Annotated in this window: 19 protein-coding genes; 12 read left to right on the top strand and 7 right to left on the bottom strand. The window is 59.1% G+C overall.

All coding sequences use genetic code 11. The annotated features are described in order from the left end of the window. Nucleotides 1-5 precede the first annotated feature (5 nt). The 3 genes from D4A39_RS09415 (at nucleotide 6) to D4A39_RS09405 (ending at nucleotide 1,844) form a co-directional block, all read left to right on the top strand. A complete protein-coding gene (locus D4A39_RS09415; RefSeq protein WP_119917964.1) occupies nucleotides 6-383 on the top strand; it encodes a cupin domain-containing protein in 378 nt (125 codons plus the stop codon). A 61-nt stretch (nucleotides 384-444) separates the two neighbouring features. After that, nucleotides 445-846, top strand: a complete 402-nt coding sequence (locus D4A39_RS09410; RefSeq protein ID WP_119917963.1) for a GFA family protein — start codon at nucleotides 445-447, stop codon at nucleotides 844-846. Nucleotides 847-1,094: 248 nt separating this feature from the next. Next, nucleotides 1,095-1,844 carry an outer membrane protein gene (locus D4A39_RS09405; protein WP_022985543.1) on the top strand — a complete coding sequence of 250 codons (750 nt, stop codon included), beginning with the start codon at nucleotides 1,095-1,097 and terminating at the stop codon, nucleotides 1,842-1,844. Nucleotides 1,845-1,916: 72 nt separating this feature from the next. Here D4A39_RS09405 and D4A39_RS09400 read toward each other — a convergent pair whose 3' ends face one another. Further along, entirely contained in the window at nucleotides 1,917-2,369 is a 453-nt protein-coding gene (locus D4A39_RS09400; RefSeq protein WP_022985544.1) for a pilin, read from the bottom strand. 515 nt (nucleotides 2,370-2,884) lie between these two features. On the opposite strand from D4A39_RS09400, the gene D4A39_RS09395 reads away from it, so the two are divergent. Both D4A39_RS09395 and D4A39_RS09390 read left to right on the top strand, forming a co-directional pair. Then, complete coding sequence (locus tag D4A39_RS09395; RefSeq protein WP_119917962.1) at nucleotides 2,885-4,174, top strand: hypothetical protein; 1,290 nt, start codon at nucleotides 2,885-2,887, stop codon at nucleotides 4,172-4,174. Then, nucleotides 4,171-5,049, top strand: a complete 879-nt coding sequence (locus D4A39_RS09390) for a hypothetical protein (protein ID WP_119917961.1) — start codon at nucleotides 4,171-4,173, stop codon at nucleotides 5,047-5,049. The genes D4A39_RS09395 and D4A39_RS09390 overlap by 4 nt, the downstream gene beginning before the upstream one ends. Nucleotides 5,050-5,157: 108 nt before the next feature. Here D4A39_RS09390 and katG read toward each other — a convergent pair whose 3' ends face one another. Continuing rightward, nucleotides 5,158-7,338 (bottom strand): catalase/peroxidase HPI, encoded by a 2,181-nt coding sequence (gene katG / locus D4A39_RS09385; protein ID WP_022985547.1) that lies wholly within the window; start codon nucleotides 7,336-7,338, stop codon nucleotides 5,158-5,160. 238 nt (nucleotides 7,339-7,576) lie between these two features. Here katG and D4A39_RS09380 point away from each other — a divergent pair, with 238 nt between their 5' ends. The 3 genes from D4A39_RS09380 (at nucleotide 7,577) to D4A39_RS09370 (ending at nucleotide 12,367) form a co-directional block, all read left to right on the top strand. Beyond that, a complete protein-coding gene (locus D4A39_RS09380) occupies nucleotides 7,577-8,755 on the top strand; it encodes an efflux RND transporter periplasmic adaptor subunit (RefSeq protein WP_022985548.1) in 1,179 nt (392 codons plus the stop codon). Continuing rightward, nucleotides 8,752-11,895, top strand: a complete 3,144-nt coding sequence (locus D4A39_RS09375) for an efflux RND transporter permease subunit (protein WP_119917960.1) — start codon at nucleotides 8,752-8,754, stop codon at nucleotides 11,893-11,895. The genes D4A39_RS09380 and D4A39_RS09375 overlap by 4 nt, the downstream gene beginning before the upstream one ends. A 73-nt stretch (nucleotides 11,896-11,968) precedes the next feature. Continuing rightward, nucleotides 11,969-12,367 carry a sulfatase-like hydrolase/transferase gene (locus D4A39_RS09370; RefSeq protein WP_022985550.1) on the top strand — a complete coding sequence of 133 codons (399 nt, stop codon included), beginning with the start codon at nucleotides 11,969-11,971 and terminating at the stop codon, nucleotides 12,365-12,367. A 19-nt stretch (nucleotides 12,368-12,386) separates the two neighbouring features. Here the strand turns inward: D4A39_RS09370 and D4A39_RS09365 are convergent, their stop codons facing one another. From D4A39_RS09365 to rph, 3 genes are read right to left on the bottom strand one after another with little or no spacing between them, the layout of a single operon-like run. Further along, nucleotides 12,387-13,001, bottom strand: a complete 615-nt coding sequence (locus tag D4A39_RS09365) for a hypothetical protein (protein WP_022985551.1) — start codon at nucleotides 12,999-13,001, stop codon at nucleotides 12,387-12,389. Nucleotides 13,002-13,005: 4 nt separating this feature from the next. After that, nucleotides 13,006-13,656 (bottom strand): orotate phosphoribosyltransferase, encoded by a 651-nt coding sequence (gene pyrE, locus D4A39_RS09360; protein WP_022985552.1) that lies wholly within the window; start codon nucleotides 13,654-13,656, stop codon nucleotides 13,006-13,008. 3 nt (nucleotides 13,657-13,659) lie between these two features. After that, the gene (gene rph, locus D4A39_RS09355; RefSeq protein ID WP_022985553.1) at nucleotides 13,660-14,376 is read right to left on the bottom strand and encodes a ribonuclease PH; all 717 of its coding nucleotides are present in this window, start codon (nucleotides 14,374-14,376) and stop codon (nucleotides 13,660-13,662) included. 159 nt (nucleotides 14,377-14,535) lie between these two features. On the opposite strand from rph, the gene D4A39_RS09350 reads away from it, so the two are divergent. Both D4A39_RS09350 and D4A39_RS09345 read left to right on the top strand, forming a co-directional pair. Continuing rightward, a complete protein-coding gene (locus D4A39_RS09350) occupies nucleotides 14,536-15,399 on the top strand; it encodes a YicC/YloC family endoribonuclease (RefSeq protein ID WP_022986093.1) in 864 nt (287 codons plus the stop codon). Between the two features lie 3 nt (nucleotides 15,400-15,402). After that, nucleotides 15,403-15,906, top strand: a complete 504-nt coding sequence (locus D4A39_RS09345) for a CPCC family cysteine-rich protein (RefSeq protein WP_119917959.1) — start codon at nucleotides 15,403-15,405, stop codon at nucleotides 15,904-15,906. Here D4A39_RS09345 and D4A39_RS09340 read toward each other — a convergent pair. Then, the gene (locus D4A39_RS09340) at nucleotides 15,903-16,850 is read right to left on the bottom strand and encodes a LysR family transcriptional regulator (protein WP_022986091.1); all 948 of its coding nucleotides are present in this window, start codon (nucleotides 16,848-16,850) and stop codon (nucleotides 15,903-15,905) included. The two genes, D4A39_RS09345 and D4A39_RS09340, sit on opposite strands and share 4 nt — an antisense overlap. 243 nt (nucleotides 16,851-17,093) lie before the next feature. Here D4A39_RS09340 and D4A39_RS09335 point away from each other — a divergent pair, with 243 nt between their 5' ends. Both D4A39_RS09335 and oadA read left to right on the top strand, forming a co-directional pair. Next, nucleotides 17,094-18,509: an acetyl-CoA carboxylase biotin carboxylase subunit gene (locus D4A39_RS09335; protein ID WP_022986090.1), complete on the top strand. Its 1,416-nt coding sequence runs from the start codon at nucleotides 17,094-17,096 to the stop codon at nucleotides 18,507-18,509. A 26-nt stretch (nucleotides 18,510-18,535) separates the two neighbouring features. Then, nucleotides 18,536-20,353 (top strand): sodium-extruding oxaloacetate decarboxylase subunit alpha, encoded by a 1,818-nt coding sequence (gene oadA, locus D4A39_RS09330; protein WP_119917958.1) that lies wholly within the window; start codon nucleotides 18,536-18,538, stop codon nucleotides 20,351-20,353. 354 nt (nucleotides 20,354-20,707) lie between these two features. Here oadA and D4A39_RS09325 read toward each other — a convergent pair whose 3' ends face one another. After that, the gene (locus D4A39_RS09325) at nucleotides 20,708-22,111 is read right to left on the bottom strand and encodes an aldehyde dehydrogenase (protein ID WP_102792315.1); all 1,404 of its coding nucleotides are present in this window, start codon (nucleotides 22,109-22,111) and stop codon (nucleotides 20,708-20,710) included. Between the last annotated feature and the right edge of the window lie 129 nt (nucleotides 22,112-22,240).

Here is a 22,240-nt window from a genome sequence, read left to right as displayed (position 1 = left end):
CCCTGATGAAGACCTCTGTGATTGCCATTGTGCTGCTGGGCATGGCTCTGAACCTGAGCGCCTGTGCCACCGCCAGCCAGCAGGATCAGCGCTCTGCCCATGTGACTTCCCCCGACCAGTACCGGGTACTGCTGGAGAACGATCAGGTGCTGGTACTGGAGATGGTGTTGGAACCGGGTGAATCCGACCGCCTCCATGACCACCGCGATGAGACCGTGTATTTCCAGCAAGGCGGCTCTCTGCGCATCAGTCTGCCCGGCGGCGAAGCCATGGACGTGACCGTACCCGACGGCCATGTGATGTGGCACGAGGCCTGGACGCACCAGGTGACCAATACGGGCAGCGAGCCGGTGATGGCCATTATTGTGGAAGCGAAACCCTGAACACGAATACCGGTAGGCGGGCCATCGGGCCCGCCATCGTCGCAACGAAAAGGAGCACACCATGACAGAACAGCACCAGGTGCATTGTGATTGTGGTGAGGTGGTCATCACCCTCAACGGCAGCCCCAGAGTGCACGCCCACTGCCACTGCGAAGATTGCCGCAACCTGCTACAGGTGCCCTACCATTCCGTGCTGGCCTGGGACGGCGACCAGGTCAGTGTCAGCAAGGGCAGCGACGCGCTCACCGTATTCCAGTCCCCCACCAGCAACATGACCCGCGCCTTCTGCCAGCACTGTGGCGAGGTGCTCTACAACACCAATGCCATGGGCTGGAAGATCGTTTCGCAATGGCTTTACCGGAAAAACCACAACGATACGCTGCCGGAAAGCTGCCAACCCAACGCGCACTTTTTTTATGACCGCCGCACGGTGAACATTGACGACGTGTTACCCAAGCGCTGACCGCGGGACAGGCATTCCCATGACAACAAGGCCCCACCACCGGCACGCAGCCTGGCACTGCTTCAGGGTGGTGAAAAGCCACCCTTGAGAGCAAGGCCCATGCACCAGGAAACGACCGGACTCTGGCGTGCCCCCATACAGCCGAAAACCACCCAAATGGGCGATATGCAAATAATGAAATCTTGTTATTTTACATTCGGGGGAGCGTCAGTCTGTCGCTCAACGTAATCATTTAGTCAGGTAATCTCATGAAAATGAAATTCACCCTTCTTGCTTCATCTTTGCTTGCCGCCGCCATGCCAACCCTCACTTTCGCTGAATCTGCTTTCTCAGGTTTCCAGGCAGGTGCCGCACTGGGATACCAGGATACCGACATGGATTGGGACACCACTCGCATTACCAGTGCCTTTGACCCGAACGATAGCGGCACCCCGGGATCCGGCGCCTCAGCCTCACTGGACGATTCTGCCTTTGCTTACGGCGTGTTCGGCAGTTACAACATGGCATTGAATGACCAGTGGATTGTGGGGGCAGAACTGGCGTACCAGGGAAGTGATACCAGTGATTCTGTGAGCCCGGTACCCGGCTTTCCAGGTAACCGCTCAGAAGCAGAAGTGGAGGTGAAAGACACCTTTATGCTGGGTCTCAAAGGCGGCTATTTGCTGAATGAAACCATGCTGGCCTATAGCACCCTAAGTGCAACGTTTACGTCTGTCGACGTCAACTCTGACTGTCCGTCCGATGGTGCCATCTGCAACCCGGGCTCGTCCGCCCGCTCCGACAACGATGATGACAACATCACCGGCTGGGCACTGGCTGTTGGGTTGGAAAAATCCTTGTCCAGCACGCTGTCTGTCCGTGCAGAATATCGCTACGCGGACTTTGGCACCGCTGAAGTCGAAGCGGTCAAACAAGCTAACGGGGAATCCTTTGGCGTTGACGCGGATATCGATGTCACCAGCCAGTCTCTGATGCTCGGGGCCGCTTACCGGTTCTAGGCAGTGCGGGCGCAGGAAGCCCTGCGCCCGGTTTTGAATGCGGCTGGCGTGGCGGGGAAGGCCCTTACATCATTAACTGGCACTTCCCTCTTCGGAGCCGCACCCCGCCGGCTGAAACTGGCGTTCAACAGTTGTGGTGCATGTCCACGTACCTGCAGCATCGTGTTCCCAGACCAGCGTTTCACCTGCAATGGCAGATGCCGCATTGCCACCAAACCTTGCTGTCAGTAAGGCCACATTGGTATCCATATCGATGGTCACTACCAGCCCCCCGCCTTGAAAGCTGGCCCCCAAGAGATTGCTGCTCATCCAACCGAAATCACAGCGCGTGTCATCCTTGCCTTCCATTATGCAGGTATCCACCACCGTACGCAGCGCACCCACCTCAGCCATCACGCGCGTAACCTGCGTCTTGGAAACATAGTTTTGATATTGGGGGATCGCCACTGCGGCGAGAATGCCAATAATGGCGACCACAATCATCAGTTCGATGAGGGTGAATCCGTTTTGAGCCTGGTTCTTCATGAGTATTTCTCCCCTGTCCCGGGCATTTCTTATTCAGCAGCCTCCGGTCACCGACCTCGAAGCGCCGCTTTTTTATATGAACAAATGCAGAGATCAGGCCAATTATGGGCTATCTATGATGGAGAACCTTCAGCACGCTAATTCACGGTATTTGCACTGAAAAAAGGGGATACGAACGGCGTTTTTTGTTTTCGCTTTCCCGAAAAAACCCACCTATCACGTCACAAACTGACTAATTTTGTAATCCAAAAAAACCGAACACCATTCATCCCTTAACACCCCAACGCTGCCATTCAATACCTTCGGGCGCCAGTACGCTCCGGACGTCTTTCGCCCTCTCATGGCAATGCCTCCGTGCGTCTCGCCAAAAAAAACACCCTCGCGAAATCTGTTCACTGCCGTGAAACAGGCAGCAGAAATATGTAGAGGAAAGGCCCCATTTGCCGTTTGCCCCGCCATCACCGTGCTAGGCTCCGACGACACTACTGGCATCAATAACAACCAGGAAGGCCATCGTGACCACACCTTATCGCATCATTATCTGGAGCCCGGGAGACATGGGCGGGCGCGCCCTTAAGACCGCACTGACATCGCCCCTCTTTGACGTCGTTGGGGTGAAGGTTTTCAGCCCTCATAAACACGGTGTCGATATTGGCGAGCTGGTAGGCCTGCCTGCCACAGGTATCAAAGCGACAACCCGCAAGGAAGAGATCCTCGCCCTGGATGCTGACTGCGTAATCCACACACCAACCACTCCCGCACTGCTCGAAGGGGCGGATGCGGATGTGGTGGATTTGCTTGCCTCGGGTAAAAACGTGGTATCGGGCGCCTCCTACCACAATCCGTCCATGCACAACTGGCTATCGGAATCCCAACCGGCCCTTTCTGTGTTACGAACCGTAGGCAACATGAAAGTCACTGGAGATGTGTTCGGGCCAAAAGAAAAGCAGGCACTCGCCGCCCTCAAGCAAATCATGAGAGCCATCGACTCCAGCCCCGGCCAACGCTTGCACCCCATACTTGAAAAACTGGCCAACAAGATTGTCGACCGTGTGCTGCCGCGACGCCTGGACGGCGACAAGTTTCAAAGAGCGTGTCTAACTGGCGGTAGTTCCCTGTTCGGCACCGGGCTACACCCCGGAGTCATGGTTGAGCAGGTGTTGCTGCGCCTGGCCAGCCTGATGGACCACGTCGAACAGGTGCATTTTCTCGAAGTCGGTGATTTGTCCGCTGCGCCGGACGGCATGTGGGGCGGCCTGGAAAGTCTCGGCTACGGCATGCCACTGGAATCGGTGGACTCCAACCATGCCATTGCCCTGATGCAACATTTCTATTTCAACGCCGTGCTCGGCAATGTTGCGCACCAACTGTATGGCATCGGCCCTGAACGGATCCGGGTGGAACGTCATGTCTACGCCTGCCCGGCCCGGGTTGAAATTGTGGCCGGCGGAACGGTAATCAAACCCGGAACCGTGGGAGCCATTCATATGACCTACCGCGGGTACATTGATGACAAGCTGTTCATGACTAACGAAGAATGCTGGCACGTGGGAGGCGGCAACGCTCACTTGGGACCGGATCATCCCGACAGTCTGGCAGGTGGCCACCTGATCACCCTGGAGGGCAAGCCCGGCCGCATCACCTTGCGCTCGGAGCCAGAAGATGACTCTTTTGAAGCAGACTGGTCTGCCGTTACCGACATTTCCGTAAAAGCCATTCTCGACAGCATCCCTGCGGTTTGCGCTGCCGCCCCCGGAGTGGTAACCCCGGATCTTGCCCCGCGCTTTCGTCTGGAGGAAGCATGAGCAAAAAACGTCTTTCCATTGCCGTGCTCGGATGCGGCCCTCTGAGCAACACTCTGGCTCAGCACATCAAAGCGGATCCGGCCCTCGCTTTATCCTGCACAACCCCAACCCCACAGCAACTCACTGCCAGCGCGGTGTGCGTCATTTACCTACCGGACGCTGCGGCATCACTCCCAGAGGCGTCCGAGCAGATACAGGCCTTGCTGGCGGAAGGGAAAAACGTCGTCACTCCCCTGCCCGCCAGTGCGCTGGGCAAAGCCGCTATCCTGTCGGCCTGCAAGAAAGGAAATACCACGTTTCATGGCACTGGCGGTTTCCAAAACGCCCTGCCGGTACGTTTCAATCGTGCCTTTGCCGCCATTACACGAGACATCAGCGACATTGCCCTGGTCGAAGAACGCCCCGCCAGTCGCGAATACGCGCAGAATGCCCTCTGCCGAAGTCTTTACCAGGATAGCCTGCACACTCTCAGTGACGCAGTGTTTGGCGATCGGCAAGACAATCTGAGCCCGGACCTGAGCCCGCTCGCTCTTGAGCCCAATGCCAACCCTCCCCGTATCGGCAGCATCTCCAATGCCGAACCACACACGGTGATACGTCGGTCTTTGGGTAACCATGTCAGTTATGATTCATTGTGGTCAGACCCTGACCCGGACAACAACACTCTGCGCTATTCCCTGCACACACGCAGCGCCGATGCGATCGGCCATGCCACCGTGACTCTGGAAGGCGATGGCGAACAGGATCTTTTATGCCATCTGGAGTCACGCCAGTTACTGGCTGCACTTGCCATAACCATCTACAGCGCGCCCGGCATTTTGCACCACGAGCTGGACATCAATGCCGTAAAAGCGGATGACCGGCTGCAGATCTGAAGGCAATCCATTGGGTTCCAGCCTTTTCGAAAAAAAGGCTCACTACGACAGACATAAAAAACGGCGCGCGGATATCCGCACGCCGTTTTGATGTGGAGCACTACAGGGTTACTTCAGATCGAAGCGATCCAGCTCCATTACCTTGGTCCAGGCCGCCACAAAATCTCTGGCGAACTTTTCCTTGGCATCATCACTGGCATAAACCTCAGCCAATGCACGCAACACGGAGTTGGAACCAAATACCAGATCCACACGGGAGCCGGTCCACTTGACTTCACCGCTGTCACGGTCACGGCCTTCAAACGCCTCCTGATCCTTGTCGACCGCTTTCCACTCGGTATTCATGTCGAGCAGGTTGACGAAGAAATCGTTGCTCAGCGTTCCCGGCTTGTCCGTCAGAACACCCTGGCTGCCGCCATCACTGTTGGCACCCAGTACCCGCAAGCCACCGACCAGCACGGTCATTTCCGGGGGAGTCAGGGTCAGCAACTGGGCGCGATCAATCAACAGGTGCTCGGCACCAATGCTGAACTTGCCCTTCTGGTAGTTGCGGAACCCATCCGCCACCGGCTCCATGGGCTCAAACGAAGCCACATCGGTCTGCTCCAGCGAGGCATCCATCCGGCCCGGATTGAAGGGCACGGTCAGATCCACACCCGCATCCCTGGCCGCTTTTTCGATAGCGGCACCACCGGCCAGTACGATCAGGTCCGCCAGCGACACTTTCTTGCTACCCGTATTGAAGTCGCTCTGGATACCTTCCAGCGTCTTGATCACCTTGGCCAACTGTTTGGGCTGGTTTACCTCCCAATCTTTTTGCGGCGCCAAGCGAACACGGGCGCCGTTGGCACCACCACGCTTGTCGCCGCCCCGGAAGGTCGAGGCAGATGCCCAGGCGGTAGAGACCAGCTCGGACACAGACAGGCCGGCATCCAGAATCCTGGCCTTGAGATCCGCAATGTCCTTGCTGTCCACCAGATCGTGATCCACGGCGGGAATCGGATCCTGCCAGATCAGCACTTCCTGCGGCACTTCCGGGCCGAGGTAGCGGTCACGGGGCCCCATGTCACGATGAGTCAGTTTGAACCAGGCGCGGGCAAAGGCATCGGCAAACTGATCCGGGTTGTCCTTGAAGCGACGGGAGATCTTTTCGTACTCCGGATCGAAACGCAGGGACAAATCGGTGGTCAGCATGGTAGGCCGGCGCTTCTTCGACTTGTCGAAGGGGTCCGGAATGACCTCATCGGCATCCTTGGCCACCCACTGGTGGGCGCCAGCCGGACTTTTGGTCAGCTCCCACTCAAAACCGAACAGGTTCTCGAAGAAGTAGTAGCTCCACTTCACCGGCGTCTGTGTCCAGATCACTTCCAGGCCGCTGGTAATCGCATCACCGGCTTTGCCACTGGCATGGTCACTCTTCCAGCCAAATCCTTGCGCGGCCATATCCGCCGCTTCGGGGTCGGCACCTACCAGTTCCGCATCACCGGCACCGTGGGTCTTGCCAAAGGTGTGACCACCCGCAATCAGCGCCACAGTTTCTTCGTCATCCATGGCCATGCGGGCAAAGGTTTCACGAATATCATGGGCGGCGGCTACCGGGTCCGGGTTGGCATTGGGGCCTTCCGGGTTGACGTAGATCAGCCCCATCTGCACTGCTGCCAGCGGGTTTTCCAGATCGCGCTGGCCGGCACGGGATTCGGCGTAGCGCTTGTCGCCATCCAGCCAGCCTTTCTCGGCACCCCAGTAGACATCGTGATCCGGCTCCCAGACATCTTCACGGCCGCCAGCGAAACCAAAGGTTTTGAAGCCCATGGATTCCAGCGCCACGTTACCGGTGAGGATCATCAGGTCTGCCCAGGAAATCTTGCGACCGTACTTCTGCTTCACCGGCCAGATCAGGCGCCGGGCCTTGTCCAGGTTGCCGTTGTCCGGCCAGCTGTTGAGCGGGGCGAAACGCTGCTGGCCACGGCCACCACCGCCGCGGCCATCGGCCAGACGGTAGGTGCCAGCACTGTGCCAGGCCATGCGGATAAACAGGCCGCCGTAGTGACCGAAATCAGCCGGCCACCAGTCTTTGGAATCCGTCATTACCTTGCGAAGATCCGCCTTAACCGCGGCCAGATCCAGCTGGCTAAATTCCTCGGCATAATCGAAGTCCTCGCCCATGGGGTCCGACTTGTTTGAGTGCTGACTCAGCAGGTCCAAACGCAACTGGTTCGGCCACCAGTCCTGGTTTGTGGTCCCGCCGCCAGCGGCATGTGCCACCGGGCACTTGTTTCCGTCAGCCATAACACTTCTCCCTGTCCGTGTTGGTTAGCGCGTTAAATATGGGTCTACCTTAGTCCTCGCTCTTTGATAGCTCTATTCATCTTTGCCAAACAAACCGATAGCTATACCTAATACCTGCAAGCTAACGTGAAACCGCCAACAACCCTGTCACAGGCTTCGTGATAAAGTGGCTCCACAACTAGAACATACAGGGATTCGGTGACGTTGCCACCGACATGCGACACGGAGAAAATTATCCATGCGTTGGATCAAATTCGGCTTACCCCTTACGGCTTTTTTGTTTACCGCCTGTGACGACACACCGCCACCGGCCGCTCCGCCCCCTGAAGTGTTTGTGGTCACGGCCAGCGAACAGCCCTACCAGCCAGAACGCACCTTCACCGCCAGGATTGACTCACGCAGTGATGTGAATATCACCGCCCAGGTGTCCGGCAAACTGACTGCCGTTCACTTTCGGGAAGGGGATGTCGTGGAGGCAGGGGCCCCCTTGTTCGACATCGATCCGGCACCTTATGAAGCCGCGCTGGCCAAAGCCAGAGCCGAACACGAACGAGCCAAAGCCAACCTTCGGGAAGCCAGGAGCAACTTCAGCCGGGCCAACAAGCTGGTGGAGAAGGGTTACATCTCCGACTCGGAGTACGACACACTGAAAGCCCGGCAACAGGAAGCCGACGCGGCCGAGCAATCGGCGAGAGCGGCACTGGAAAGCGCCCAGGTTGACCTCTCCTATACCCACATCACCGCCCCTCAAGCGGGGCGTGTCGGGCGCTCCATCGCCTCGGTAGGCGATGTGGTGAGCCCGGGCTTTGGCACACTGACCACCCTGGTGGGCGGCAATGACATGCAGGCGGTCTTCCAGATTCCCGAAAAATTGCTCACCGAAGCCGCCATGAGCGACAAACAGCCCAAACCTTCCGAGATTGAAGTTGCTCTGGATATGCCCAACGGCAGCCGCTACCCCTACACCGGCAACATTGTTTATGTCTCTAACCGGGTAAACACCAATACCGGCACCGTGGAAGTACGCGCCGCCATGCCCAACCCCCGCGACCTGTTGCGCCCGGGCATGTTCGTGCAAGCCCATGTCCGCCTGATCGACACGCTTCAGGGGCTGATGATTCCACAGGCCGCGTTGCAGGTAGATCAGCAAGGCACCTATGTCTTCACCGTTAACCAGGAAAACCGGGTACTGCGGAACAACCTCATGACGGGAGACCGGTTCGGCGAAAACGTGCTGGTCAGTGAAGGGCTGCAAGCTGGTGACAGGGTGATCTTGCGCGGCATTCAGAAAGTCCGCCCGGGTAGCGAAGTGGTTGCCTCGGACTACAAACCGGCCACCACCGCCCATACTGGCAGCACCCCCGAAAACGCGCCCAGCGGGCAACCAGACAGTGACAGCGAGGGAGACGCCCAGTGATCAGCAGCGTCTTTATTCAACGTCCCAAACTGGCCATGGTGGTGGGCCTGGTGATTACCTTCACCGGGTTGCTGGCCATGAAATTGCTGCCGGTGTCCGAATACCCGGAAGTGGCCCCTCCCCAGATCTCGGTCAGTGCCAGTTGGCCAGGCGCCTCGGCAGCTATCATGGAAGAGTCCGTGGGCCAGGTCATCGAGGATGTGGTCAACGGGGTAGAAGGCATGGAGTACATGTCGTCCAGCTCCTCCAACAACGGCAGCTACTCCCTGGCGATTACCTTTGAGGTCGGCGAAGACCCGGACATGGCCCTGGTGAGAGTCCAGAACCGGGTCAAACTGGCAGAGCCTTCGCTACCGGCAGAGGTCCGGGCCCAGGGGCTCACCATCGACAAGAGCTCTCCGGATATTCTCTTTACCGTCAATCTATATTCCCCGGACGGCTCGCTCGATGAACTGTTCATCGCCAATTACAGCTTGCTGAACGTGCAGAACCCTCTCAAACGTGTCGATGGCGTTTCCGACGTTAGCGTATTCAGCTCAGCAGATTATTCCATGCGCCTGTGGATGGATCCGCCCAAAATGACCGCGCTTGGTATCACCCCGGAAGACATTGCTGCAGCCCTCAATGAGCAGAATGTTCAAGCACCGGCAGGGAAGATTGGCGCTCCGCCCTTTGATGGCAAATTGAGTACGGAATACACCCTGCAGCTGGAGGGCCGACTCAAGGATGTGAAGCAGTTCGAAGACATTATTCTTCGGGCGGATGAAAACGGCGCCATGGTGCGCTTGGGCGATGTGGCCCGAATCGAACTCGGCCAGCTCTCCTACAGTATTGCCGCCAATTACCAGAACCACCCCACCACGGTGATGGCGGCTTATCTGGCCCCGGGCGCCAATGCCCTTGCCACCGGAGACGCACTTAAAGACGCCCTCGAGTCGTTGAGCGAAACCTTCCCTGATGGCCTCGAATACGCCATCGGCTATGACACCACACGCTATGTGGAAGTGGCGATCCAGCAAGTCACATCCTCTCTGATTATGGCTGTCGGTCTGGTCATCCTAATCACCTTTATTTTTCTTGGTGACTGGCGCCCGACGCTGGTCCCCACTGTGGTCATTCCCGTCTCCCTGATCGGTACCCTGGCCGTGATGCTGGTCGCCGATATGTCCATCAACACCATCACCCTGTTCGGTCTGATCCTGGCGATTGGCATCGTGGTGGACGATGCCATCCTGGTCGTCGAAAACACCGACCGGCACTTGCATGAAGATCCGCACATCAGCACCCGCGACGCAGTGACCCGCACCATGGAAGAAGTTACCGGCCCGATCATTGCGACCACACTGGTATTGCTGGCCGTGTTCGTGCCAGTAGCCTTAATGCCCGGGATTACCGGCATCATGTATAACCAGTTCTCGGTCACCATTTGTGTGGCCGTGGTGATTTCATCCATTTGTGCTTTGAGCCTGAGCCCGGCAGTCGCGAGTCTGGTACTACGTCGCGACAAGGGAGAAGCCCGCTGGTACCGTGCGTTCAACAACGGCTTTGCCAAGGTAACCCTGGGCTATTCCCGAATCGTTGCCGGCCTGCTGGGTCGACGCGGACTCACCCTGGCCCTGTATGCGGTCATCATGGTCGGGCTGCTCTTTGCTGCCCGGGCCGTTCCCACGGGTTTTGTCCCAGCGGAAGACAAGGGGTTGCTGCTGGTCAACGTGCAGCTGCCCGACGCGGCCTCTATTAATCGTACCGAAGCGGTGGTGGAACAGGTTCAGACCTTGCTGAACAATGATCCCGCCGTAGAGTCTGCGACGATGATCGCCGGTTTTTCGATGCTGACAGGGGGGGTACAGAGTAATGGCGGGACCGGCTTTGTGGTGCTCAAGCACTGGGATGAACGACCCGATTTCAAGGACATCTCACTGGCCGTTTCCGCACGGGTGACGCAGCAGGCCTATCAGAGTATTCCGGAAGCACAGATTCAATCCTTCCCGCCCCCTTCCGTCCCTGGTATGGGTGCTGTTGGCGGGCTTGAGCTGGTGCTGGAAGACACTCTGGGCCGCAGCCATGCGGAACTGGCCGGCGCCATGCAAATATTGACCGCGGCAGCAAACCAGTCCTCCCTGATTGGTAGCGCCTATACCAGCTTCCGGGCCAATGTCCCCATGTATCGCATCGACATTGATCGCAACAAGGCCAAAACCCTGCAGGTGCCGCTCACCAATATTTTTGCGGCCCTACAAAGCCATTTGGGCTCCAGTTACATCAATGACTTCTCTCTGTTTGGGCGCACATTCCGGGTGATGATGCAGGCAGACCCCAGCTATCGCTCCGACCTCAAGGACCTGGAGCGCCTGTATGCACGCAGCAACAATGGCGACATGGTGCCCTTGTCCACCTTGCTGACCACCGAACCGGTTCTCGGCGCGGATATCAGCAACCGTTACAACCTCTACCGTTCGGCCATCTTGCGTGCCCAGCCTGCTGACGGGGTAGCCAGTGGCGATGCCATGGACGAACTCGAACGCATTGCCGCAGAGGTTTTGCCAGAAGGTTATCAGGTGGAATGGACCGGACAGAGCTATCAGGAACGCAAGGCCGGCAGCCAGATTGGCATCGCCTTCGCTCTGGCCATGGTCTTTATTTACCTTTTCCTGGTTGCCCAGTATGAAAGCTGGTCCGTCCCTGCCGCCATTATTCTGGTGGTGCCCATTGCCGTTGCCGGCGCCATCGGCGGCCTGCTGATGGTGGGACAAATCGGCATTCCTCAACTGGGGGCACTGGATCTGTTCGCCCAGGTGGGGCTGGTGTTGCTCATTGGTCTCGCCGCCAAGAACGCCATCCTGATCGTGGAATTCGCCCGCGAACGGCGCGAGCAGGAAGGGCTGAGCATTCTGGAGGCCGCCGCCGAAGCCGGCCGTCTGCGCTTCCGCGCTGTGTGCATGACGGCCCTCTCCTTTGTGCTGGGCATCCTGCCACTGGCCTTCGCCAGTGGCGCCGGCATGTTCAGTCAGCTTTCACTGGGCCATACGGTGATGTGGGGCATGCTGGCGGCATTGCTGATCGGCACGCCCATGATCCCGGCGTTCTATGCCATCGTGCAGGGCGCGCGTGAAGCGTTGAAGCAACGGCTGTTCAAGTGAATCACCTTCAACATTCTGCCATGCTGGGAGTCGATGATGAGATCACCACACATCTGAAAACAAGGAGAGCCCCATGATCCAAAGGATGTTACTGCTACCCATGCTGCTGTTAACGGCACTGGCCAATACAGCCTGCGCCGAATCCTCAGCCAGCGAAGAGAAGCGTCCCAACATCCTGGTGATCTGGGGTGATGATGTGGGCATGTGGAATATCAGCGCCTACCACCGCGGCATGATGGGGGGCACCACGCCAAACATCGACCGCATCGCCAACGACGGCATGATCTTCATGGATCACTACGCACAAGCCTCCTGCACTGCGGGCCGCGCCGCCTTTATTACCGGGCAATACCCCATGCGGACCGGTCTCAGCACCGTGGGGCTACCCGGGGCAGAACAGGGCCTGCAGGCCAAGGATGTGACGCTGGCAGAACTACTGAAAGCGAAAGGCTATGCCACTGGATCACCGTGACGCGCTGGCGCGGCCCGGCTCAGCGATCGGCGTTAATCTCCTCAAGTCGCTGAATGATCGGAGCATACTCTTCGTTCACTTCGCCGATTTCGACGTCATAGCCCGCCAGCTTTTTTTCCGAGAGCGAAATCTGCCGCTGCAAGCGAACAATCGCGTCCTGAACACCCTCAGGCACATCCTTCCCGCTTTGCTCACTCCGCGCAGCCACCGCAATTTCATCATCCAGCTTCATCTGCAGCTGCGCCAGGTTGTTTTCTTCGTAACTGATCGCCAACTCCAGCGCATCCACTTTGCGGTCGCGGGCTCGCATCGCATCATCCGGGCCAGCGTAGAGCCTTAAAAGAACCGCATCCTCGCGCCTCTGTCTGGCCTGCTGAAGACGGCGCTCCCGCGCCTCTTCATCATTCAGTTTGACGCCATCCACCTCTTCCAGAACCCGGCCATGCTTGTCGATCAGCTGGTAACCCGCCTCGATGGCCGCATTCGACAATGTACGGTTGAGGTGTACGACACCATCGGCTGTGACATGACGAAAATAGGCCCCGTGGGGCAGACGATCACTGGCACGCACACCCGATGCCGACCAGGCAGGTAGCGATAAAGCCAGCACGATGACAACCAAAAGGCTTCGCATTTTGTTATTCCACTCCGTAGCGCTCCCGGTACCCGCGCATCTTCGCCACCATGGGCCCGCTGTCCGGTTGCTGCTCAAGCCAGTCGATAATATCGTTCATTGCCACGATACTGCCGACCGGCACCCCCAATGTCTTTTCCACTTCCTGAATAGCCGACAGCTCGCCCTTGCCGCGCTCCTGACGATCCAGAGCCACCATGACACCCGCCATGGTCGCGTCGGTCTTTTCGAACAAGGCAGCCACTTCTCTGATGGCCGTCCCTGCCGTAATCACATCATCAATCACCAGCACCCGGCCCTGCAGGGGAGCCCCGACCAGCCAGCCGCCTTCGCCATGATCCTTGGCTTCCTTGCGGTTAAAGGCCCAGGGCAAATCCTGACCGTGATGCTCAGCCAGCGCCACCGACACCGCCGCTACCAGCGGGATGCCTTTGTAGGCTGGTCCGAACAACATATCGAATTTCTGGCCAGATGCCATGATCGCATCCGCATAATAGCGCCCCAGCCGCGCCAGTGCTTCACCGGTGTTAAAGGTGCCCGCGTTAAAGAAGTACGGACTGGTGCGACCGGACTTGAGCGTAAACTCACCAAATTTCAGGGCGTCGCGCTCCTGGGCGAAACGCAGGAAATGCTTCTTGTAGTTCTTGATGGTCATGATTTACCAGCCCAATACGCTCTGTTGTGCCTTGATGATGTCATTGATGCCCTTTTCCGCCAGGCCCAGCAGGGTATCGGACTGCTCGCGAGTAAACGGCGCGCCTTCGGCGGAGCCCTGAATCTCGATAAAGCCGCCTTGCTGGGTCATCACTACGTTCATATCAGTCCCGGCGTTGGAATCCTCAGCATAGTCCAGATCCAGCACCGGGGTGTCTTTATAAACGCCCACGGAGACCGCACCGACCAGGCCGTTAAGCGGGTCATCCTTGATCTTCTTGGTTTCCAGCAGGTGGGTAAAGGCATCGACCAGCGCCACGCAGGCACCGGAGATGGAGGCCGTGCGGGTACCGCCATCGGCCTGCAGCACATCGCAGTCCAGATAGATGGTGCGCTCGCCCAGCTTGCTCAGATCCACCGCGGCACGCAGCGAACGGCCGATCAGGCGCTGGATTTCCAGGGTACGCCCCCCCTGCTTGCCACGGGAGGCCTCACGGCCGGAGCGGGTATGGGTGGAGCGGGGCAGCATGCCGTATTCGGCGGTCAGCCAACCCTGGCCCTTGCCTTTCAGGAAGCGTGGCACCCCTTCTTCCACGGACGCGGTACACAGCACCTTGGTGTTCCCGAAGGCCACCAGCACACTGCCCTCGGCATGAACGGTGTAGTTGCGGGTAAAGCTCAGTTCACGCAGTTCATCAGTGGCTCGACCGGAAGGACGCATGGGATCTCCTGAATCATAGAAAACGAAAGGCCGGCCATTGTAGCAAACACCGGCGGCAATGCCTTCCTTGCACCTCCCTCCGTTCAGACTAGACTAGGGAGCCGGCAAGCTCCCACATATCCGGGGCGGCCCTTCCATCGTCAACATTGAGGTTCTCCCATGATCTGCAGCATGACCGCCTTTGCCCGTGCCGACCGCCACCTGCAAGGCTACAGCCTGGCCTGGGAGATTAAATCGGTGAACCACCGCTACCTGGAGGTCAGCCCCCGCCTGCCCGACGCGCTGCGAGGCCTGGAAAATGGCGTGCGCGAGAAGTGCCGCAAGGCGCTGGCCCGTGGCAAGGTGGAAGTGACCCTGCGCTACCAGCAGGACGACAGTGAAGCCAGCCTGGAACTCAACGAAACGCTGGTCAAGCAACTCTCGGATGTGTCCCGCCGGGTCGGCGATATCGTCCAGCACCCCGGCCAGGTCAACCCGATGGAAATCCTCCGTTACCCCGGTGTGCTCAGCAGCCAGGAACTGGATGTGGAGCTGCTGCAGCGCGAAGCCCTGTCGCTGCTGGATGAGGCCCTGCAGGCCCTGATCGACACCCGCGCCCGTGAAGGCGAGCAGCTGGGCAAACTCATCGAGGACCGCCTGGATGGCATCGGCACCCAGGTCGAGATCGTCAAGGCGGCCATTCCACGCATCAAGGAAGCCCAGCGCGAGCGCCTGCGCCACCGCATTCAGGAAGTGGTGGAGTCACCGGACCCGGACCGCCTGGAGCAGGAACTGGTGCTGCTGGCGCAAAAAATGGACGTGGAAGAAGAACTGGATCGGCTGATCACCCATGTGGCGGAAGTGCGCCGCATTCTCAAGAAAGGCGGCCACATTGGCCGCCGGCTGGATTTCCTGATGCAGGAACTCAACCGCGAAGCCAACACCACCGCCAGCAAATCCGTGGACAGCGAAACCACCGCCGCCGCGGTGGAGCTGAAGGTGCTGATCGAGCAAATGCGCGAGCAGATCCAGAATATCGAGTAACCCATGCCCCGACACCCGTGGAACGAGGAGCAGCAGGCAGCCCTGAACCAGCGGCGGGCGCTCTTCGCCACGCGCTATCAGCACATCACCCTGAACAAGCGCCATCGTGTCAATCGCACGGCCTGCCCCTGTTGTGGTTACCCCACGATCGGCGAGCGTGGTCGTTATGAGATTTGCGGCCTGTGTTTCTGGGAAGACGACGGCCAGGATGATGACGATGCCGATACCTGCTGGGGCGGGCCCAATGGTGACTATTCCCTCACCGAGGCGCGCCTCAATGTGCTGCTTCACGACAGCATGTACCACCCGGACAACAACACCACCGTAACCGGGCCCGATACCGCTGAAATCAACGCCATCAAACAGGCGCTGCGCGATCTGTACACACGATTGCCAGTGCAAGCCGATGCAGATTTGCCGGCGGCCTGGAAAACAATCCTGGAACAGGAGCGTACCCTGCGCAAAGCCCGCGACAAACGCTGGAAAGCCCTCCAGGCGCCGCCCTAGCCCTGCAGCGCCTGAAAACGGCCGGCAATGTCCTTGAGATTCTGTTGCACATAATCCACGAACGCCGACATGGCAGGGGTCGGATACTTGCTTTTGGGATACACCACGCACCAGGAACGCCGTAGCGGAAACCCCTCCACCGGCAGCTCCACCAATTGCCCAAGCTGCAGCTCGCTACGCAGGCTCAGCCGCGGCAACACCGCCACCCCCAGCCCCGCCATGACCGCATGTTTGATGGCATCGTTCGCCCCCAGCTCCATAGAGGAGCGCAAGGCCACCCTGTGCTGCTGGCAGAACAGCTCCAGGGTCAAACGGCTACCGGAGCCAGACTCCCGCAACAACAGCTTCTCCCCCAGAAACGTGCTCGCACGGATCGTTTCGGCGGCCGCCAGAGGATGGTCCGGGGCCGCTACCGCGATGAATTCGTTGTCCAGAAACGGCAGAACATTGAGCGGCTTGTCCTCCGGCACGATACCGAGAATCATCAGGTGATCCTCGTTGTCGTCCAGCCGCCGCAACGCTTCGGCCCGGTTCACCACGCGTAAATTCACTGTCACATCCGGGTGGGCTTCCACAAATCCCTTGAGCAGATAGGGCACCACATACTGGGCCGTGTTCACCGCCACCAGCTTCAGCTCACCAGCTACCCGGCCTTGCTGGGCCGCCAGATCCGTCTGCAGGTTTTTCAGGGACTCAAAGATGGCGGCGGCGGTGTCCGCCAACCGCTCGCCGGCGGCGGTGCAGTACAGCTTGCGGCCCACATATTCGAAAACCGGCATGTCCAATGCGGACTCCAGCTGCCGAATCTGGCTACTGACCGCGGGCTGGGTCAACCCCAACTGCTCCCCGGCACGGCTGTAGCTACGATACTGGTGCACCATCAGGAACACCTGTAGCTGGCGAAAGGTGAGACGGCTGGTGAGCTGGTGCAAGGTATGGGGCATGGGATCTCTGGGTATGATTCTGCCAAACACCTTAGGCCAGGGCAGGACAACAAGGTCGACACCTTAAACCAAGATGTTTAGCAGCCGACATTCAACTTCCGATATCAGACCGCCTGCACCCCGCATTAATGCTGGCTTTATCGGCTCTCCATAAGTGATAGCTTATGTTCACCTAGACAGATTCTGATTTCCACTTATGGATTGACCCAAATAGGCTCCTCTTCCTCGATGGAGGAGCTTTACATGCTGAAGAAAGTCCTGATTGCCAACCGGGGCGAGATCGCGGTTCGGATCATTCGTGCCTGTGCCGAGATGGGGATTCGCTCGGTGGCGATCTACACCGAGCCCGACCGCTACGGCCTGCACGTGAAACGTGCGGACGAGGCCTACTCCCTGGGCGACGACCCCATTGCCGGGTATCTGGATCCGCAGAAGATTGTCAGCCTGGCCAAACAGGTGGGCTGCGATGCGATTCATCCGGGCTACGGATTCCTGTCGGAGAACGCCGGGTTTGCCCGCCTGTGTGAAGAACAGGGCGTGCGCTTTATCGGGCCCAAATCCGAGGTCATCCACAAGATGGGTGACAAGACCCAGGCCCGCGACAGCATGCGCGCCGCCGGGGTGCCGGTGACGCCGGGCTCGGAAGGCAACCTGAAGGATCTGGACGACGCCCTGGCCCTGGCCGACGAGATCGGCTACCCGGTGATGCTGAAAGCCACCTCCGGCGGTGGCGGCCGCGGCATCCGCCGTTGCGACAGCGCCGACGAACTGCGCACCCAATACCCGCGGGTGATCAGCGAAGCCACCAAGGCCTTCGGCAGCGCCGAAGTGTTTCTGGAAAAGTGCATCGTCAATCCGCGCCATATCGAGGTGCAGATTCTCGCCGACAGCGACGGCAATGTGATTCATCTGTACGAGCGCGACTGCTCCATCCAGCGGCGTAATCAGAAGCTCATCGAGATTGCTCCCAGCCCCCAGCTCACCCCCGAGCAGCGCAACTACATTGGCGGCCTGGCGGTGACGGCCGCCGAAGCCGTGGGCTACGAAAATGCCGGCACGGTGGAATTCCTGCTCACCGGCAACGAAGTCTACTTCATGGAAATGAACACCCGGGTGCAGGTGGAGCACACCATCACCGAGCAAATCACCGGGGTGGACATTGTCCGCGAGCAGCTGCGCATTGCCGCCGGCCTGCCGCTCAGTTACCGCCAGCAGGACATCAGCTACCGCGGCTTCGCCCTGCAGTTCCGCATTAATGCGGAAGACCCGAAGAACGACTTTCTGCCCAGCTTTGGGCGGGTGAGCCATTACTACGCGCCGGGCGGTCCGGGCGTACGAGTGGATACCGCCATCTATACCGGTTACGAAATTCCGCCTTACTACGATTCCATGTGCCTGAAGCTGGTGGTGTGGGCGCTGCAGTGGGATGACGCCATCGCCCGCGGTGAGCGCGCCCTGGATGACATGCGCCTGCATGGCATCCGCACCACCGCCAGCTACTACAAACAGATTCTCCAGCACCCGGATTTTCGCGCCGCGAATTTCAACACCAGCTTCGTGCCCGAGCATCCGGAACTGCTGCAGTACTCGGAAAAGAAACATCCCACGGAAATGGCGCTGGCCATCGCCACCGCCCTGGCCGCCCACGCCGGCTGGTAATCCGTCGCCGATAACAGGAATTGATCATGAGCAACCGCAACACCAAGAAAGTCGAAATCACCGATGTGATCCTGCGCGACGCCCACCAGTCGCTGATCGCCACCCGCATGCGCACCGAAGACATGCTGCCGATCTGCGAGAAACTGGACAAGGTCGGCTACTGGTCACTGGAAGCCTGGGGCGGCGCCACCTTTGATGCCTGCGTGCGCTTCCTCAAGGAAGATCCATGGGAGCGTCTGCGCAAGTTGCGTGACGCCCTGCCCAACACCCGCCTGCAGATGCTGCTGCGCGGCCAGAACCTGCTGGGCTATCGCCACTACGCCGATGATGTGGTGGAAGCCTTCGTACAGAAATCTGCCGACAACGGCATGGATGTGTTCCGGGTATTCGACGCCCTGAACGATGTGCGCAACCTGGAAACCGCCATGAAGGCGGTGAATAAATCCGGCAAGCATGCCCAGGGCACCCTGTGCTACACCACCAGCCCGGTGCACACCCCGGAGCTGTTTGTGGCCATGGCCAAGCAGCTGCGCGACATGGGCGCGCACTCCATCGCCATCAAGGACATGGCCGGCCTGCTCACCCCCTACGCCACCTACGATCTGGTCAAGGCGCTGAAGGAAGCAGTGGACCTGCCACTGGTACTGCACAGCCACTCCACGGCGGGTCTCGCGCCGTTGTGTCAGCTCAAGGCTATCGAAGCCGGGGTGGATCGGATCGACACCGCCATCTCTGCCTTTGCCAGTGGCACCAGCCACCCGGCCACCGAAGCCATGGTGGCGGCTCTGGCCGGCACCGAGCATGACACGGGTCTGGACCTGACCCTGCTCTCCGAAATCGCCGATTACTTCCGCGAAGTGCGCAAGAAGTATCACCAGTTCGAAAGCGAATTCACCCGCGAAGATGTGTCCGTGCAGATCAACCAGGTACCGGGCGGCATGATGTCCAACCTGGCCAACCAGCTGAAAGAACAGAACGCGCTGGATCGCATCCGCGAAGTGTTCGACGAGATCCCCCGCGTGCGTGCCGATCTCGGTTACCCGCCGCTGGTGACGCCGTCCTCGCAGATCGTCGGCACCCAGGCGGTGTACAACGTGCTCTCCGGTGAGCGCTACAAGACCATCACCAATGAAGTGAAGCGTTACTTCCAGGGTGGCTACGGCCAGGCCCCGGCGCCGGTGAACCCTGACGTGCAGAAAAAGGCCATCGGTAACGAGAGCCCCATGGAAGGTCGTCCGGCGGACCTGCTGTCACCGGAACTGAACAAGCTGCGTAGCGAGATTGGGGAGCTGGCCGGTAACGAGGAAGACGTGCTGACCTTCGCCATGTTCCCGGAGCTGGGCCGCGAGTTCCTGCAGCAGCGTGCCGACGGCACCCTGAAGCCGGAAGCCCTGCTGCCCGAGCCGGTACCCGGCAAACAGAAAGGCAGCGAAGGTACGCCCACCGAATTTATTATTGATGTGCACGGCGAAACCTATGAAGTGGCCATCACCGGGGTGGGCGACGCCGGCAGCGGCAAGCGCAAGCTGTACCTGTCTCTCGATGGTATGCCGGAAGAAACCGTGTTCGAGCCGCTTAACGAATACGCCGCTGAAGGCGGTGGCAGCAAGCGCCGCCGCGCCACCGACCCGGGCCACGTGACCACCGCCATGCCGGGCAACGTGGTGGATGTGCTGGTGAAGGAAGGCGACGTGGTGAAAGCCGGCCAGGGCGTCATGGTGACCGAAGCCATGAAGATGGAAAACGAGATCCAGGCCAATATCGCCGGCACCGTGAAAGCGGTGTATGTGGAAAAGGGCGACCGCGTGACCCCGGGCGAAGTACTGATCGAAATCGAAGCCTGATCCCGGGCTCCCACCCCGGTGGGAGCCATGCCCTTATGACCCACAAGAAAGGTGCTTCGCTGCGCTCGGTGGCGGCGCGATAATCAGACTTATCGCCAGCACAAGACAGCCTTTCTCTATGGGCTCAGCGTGCTTTGTGGTGAAAACGCGTTGATCCAGACCCGCACCCGCGCCGCCACCGAGCGCAGCGAAGGAACGCCCGCAGGGCGGCCCGAAGGGTGAGCGGAGCAAATAACCGACGCTCCTACGGCAAGCAACGAGGAGCCAATCGGGCTTTCCCTCTCATCCGCGATGAACCACAAAAAAGCCCGGCACCATTTCTGGTGCCGGGCTTTTTTGTCGTCCGGAAAAGGCTTACTTGATCATCTTCTTGATCATGTTGACCTTGTCCTTGTACGGGGCATAACGCATCTTGATATCGAACAGGGTGGTGGCCCGCAGAATACCGCGCTTGTGGGAGAACACGTCGAACGAGTTCTTGCCATGGTAGGCCCCCATGCCACTCTCACCCACACCACCGAACGGCAGGTTGGGGTTGGCCACATGCATCACCGTGTTGTTGATGCAGCCGCCACCAAACTGGGTGTTGGCCAGCACCTGATTTTCCACATCGCGGCTTTCGGTGAACAGGTACAGGGCCAGCGGGTATTCCGGCAGCCTCTTGATGTTACCGATCAGCTCTTCAATGGAAGAATAGGTCACCATCGGCAGCACCGGGCCGAAGATTTCTTCCTGCATCACTTCGTCATCCATGCTCACATCCTTGAGCACGGTGGGCGGAATGAACTTGTCTTCCCGGTTGGACTCACCACCGACCAGCACCTTGGCCTTGTCGATCAGGCCAGAGACGCGATCAAAGTGACGCTCGTTGATCATGCGGCCCAGGTCCGGGCTCTGGCTCGGGTTAGTGCCGTACCACTCTTTCAGGGTCGCAACGATTTCCTTTTCCAGATCCGCCTTGATGTCCTTGTGAACATGGATGTGATCCGGTGCCACACAGGTCTGGCCCACGTTCATCATCTTGCCGGCCAGAATACGGCGCACGGCCACTTTCAGGTTGGCATCCTTGTGCACGATGGTCGGGCTCTTGCCACCCAGCTCCAGGGTCACCTTGGTGAGGTGCTTGGCGGCAGCCGCCATGACAATCCGGCCCACCCGCGGGCTACCGGTGAAGAAGATGTGGTCAAAACGCTCTTCCAGCAGCGCATTGGTCACCTCGGTGCTGCCCTTGAAGACCGATACGAAATCTTCGCTGAAGCATTCCTTCATCATCTTCTCCACCACGTCGGCCACGGTGGGATTGAGCGAAGACGGCTTGAGCACCGCGGTGTTACCGGCGGCGATGGCACCGATCAACGGCTGCACCAGCAGCAGGAAGGGATAGTTGTATGGCCCCATCAGCAGGGTCACGCCCTGAGGCGTGGATTCGATACGACTACGGCCCGGCTGCGCCCACAGGGTGGTGCCCACTTTCTGTGGCTTCATCCAGCTCTTGAGGTGCTTGATGGTGTGCTTGAGATCTTCATAGGCGGTACTCATTTCGATGTACGCCTCGAACTCCGGACGACCGATGTCCTGCTTGAGGGCATCGCTGATCTCGGTCTGGTATTTCACCAGGGCATTCTTCAGCTTCTTGAGCTGCTGAACGCGGAATTCATAACTGCGGGTTGCACCGGATTCAAAATAGCGGCGCTGACGAGCCACCGCGTCTGCGGCCCAGCTCTGTTTCAGATTCTCGGTTTCCAGTACGGCACCCATATTCGGCCTCCCAGGTCAGGTGAAGTTCTCCAAGCAACGATGGAGTCTTTCACGGCGCCCACACCCTGACCATGGGCAAACTGCTCTCCACCTGACCAAAAATATCAGCGGCCGGCCTAAACATGCCAA

The organism is Alcanivorax profundi, from assembly GCF_003597125.1.
GTDB classification, from domain to species: Bacteria; Pseudomonadota; Gammaproteobacteria; order Pseudomonadales; family Alcanivoracaceae; genus Alcanivorax; species Alcanivorax profundi.
This window is presented reverse-complemented; position numbering and strand designations above follow the sequence as displayed.

Bases quoted from the DNA above. Each gene is read 5' to 3' on its own strand.
- D4A39_RS09415 (WP_119917964.1), top strand. From the start codon at position 6: ATGAAGACCTCTGTGATTGCCATTGTGCTGCTGGGCATGGCTCTGAAC.
- D4A39_RS09410 (WP_119917963.1), top strand. From the start codon at position 445: ATGACAGAACAGCACCAGGTGCATTGTGATTGTGGTGAGGTGGTCATC.
- D4A39_RS09405 (WP_022985543.1), top strand. From the start codon at position 1,095: ATGAAAATGAAATTCACCCTTCTTGCTTCATCTTTGCTTGCCGCCGCC.
- D4A39_RS09400 (WP_022985544.1), bottom strand. From the start codon at position 2,369: ATGAAGAACCAGGCTCAAAACGGATTCACCCTCATCGAACTGATGATT.
- D4A39_RS09390 (WP_119917961.1), top strand. From the start codon at position 4,171: ATGAGCAAAAAACGTCTTTCCATTGCCGTGCTCGGATGCGGCCCTCTG.
- katG (WP_022985547.1), bottom strand. From the start codon at position 7,338: ATGGCTGACGGAAACAAGTGCCCGGTGGCACATGCCGCTGGCGGCGGG.
- D4A39_RS09380 (WP_022985548.1), top strand. From the start codon at position 7,577: ATGCGTTGGATCAAATTCGGCTTACCCCTTACGGCTTTTTTGTTTACC.
- D4A39_RS09370 (WP_022985550.1), top strand. From the start codon at position 11,969: ATGATCCAAAGGATGTTACTGCTACCCATGCTGCTGTTAACGGCACTG.
- D4A39_RS09365 (WP_022985551.1), bottom strand. From the start codon at position 13,001: ATGCGAAGCCTTTTGGTTGTCATCGTGCTGGCTTTATCGCTACCTGCC.
- pyrE (WP_022985552.1), bottom strand. From the start codon at position 13,656: ATGACCATCAAGAACTACAAGAAGCATTTCCTGCGTTTCGCCCAGGAG.
- rph (WP_022985553.1), bottom strand. From the start codon at position 14,376: ATGCGTCCTTCCGGTCGAGCCACTGATGAACTGCGTGAACTGAGCTTT.
- D4A39_RS09350 (WP_022986093.1), top strand. From the start codon at position 14,536: ATGATCTGCAGCATGACCGCCTTTGCCCGTGCCGACCGCCACCTGCAA.
- D4A39_RS09345 (WP_119917959.1), top strand. From the start codon at position 15,403: ATGCCCCGACACCCGTGGAACGAGGAGCAGCAGGCAGCCCTGAACCAG.
- D4A39_RS09340 (WP_022986091.1), bottom strand. From the start codon at position 16,850: ATGCCCCATACCTTGCACCAGCTCACCAGCCGTCTCACCTTTCGCCAG.
- D4A39_RS09335 (WP_022986090.1), top strand. From the start codon at position 17,094: ATGCTGAAGAAAGTCCTGATTGCCAACCGGGGCGAGATCGCGGTTCGG.
- oadA (WP_119917958.1), top strand. From the start codon at position 18,536: ATGAGCAACCGCAACACCAAGAAAGTCGAAATCACCGATGTGATCCTG.
- D4A39_RS09325 (WP_102792315.1), bottom strand. From the start codon at position 22,111: ATGGGTGCCGTACTGGAAACCGAGAATCTGAAACAGAGCTGGGCCGCA.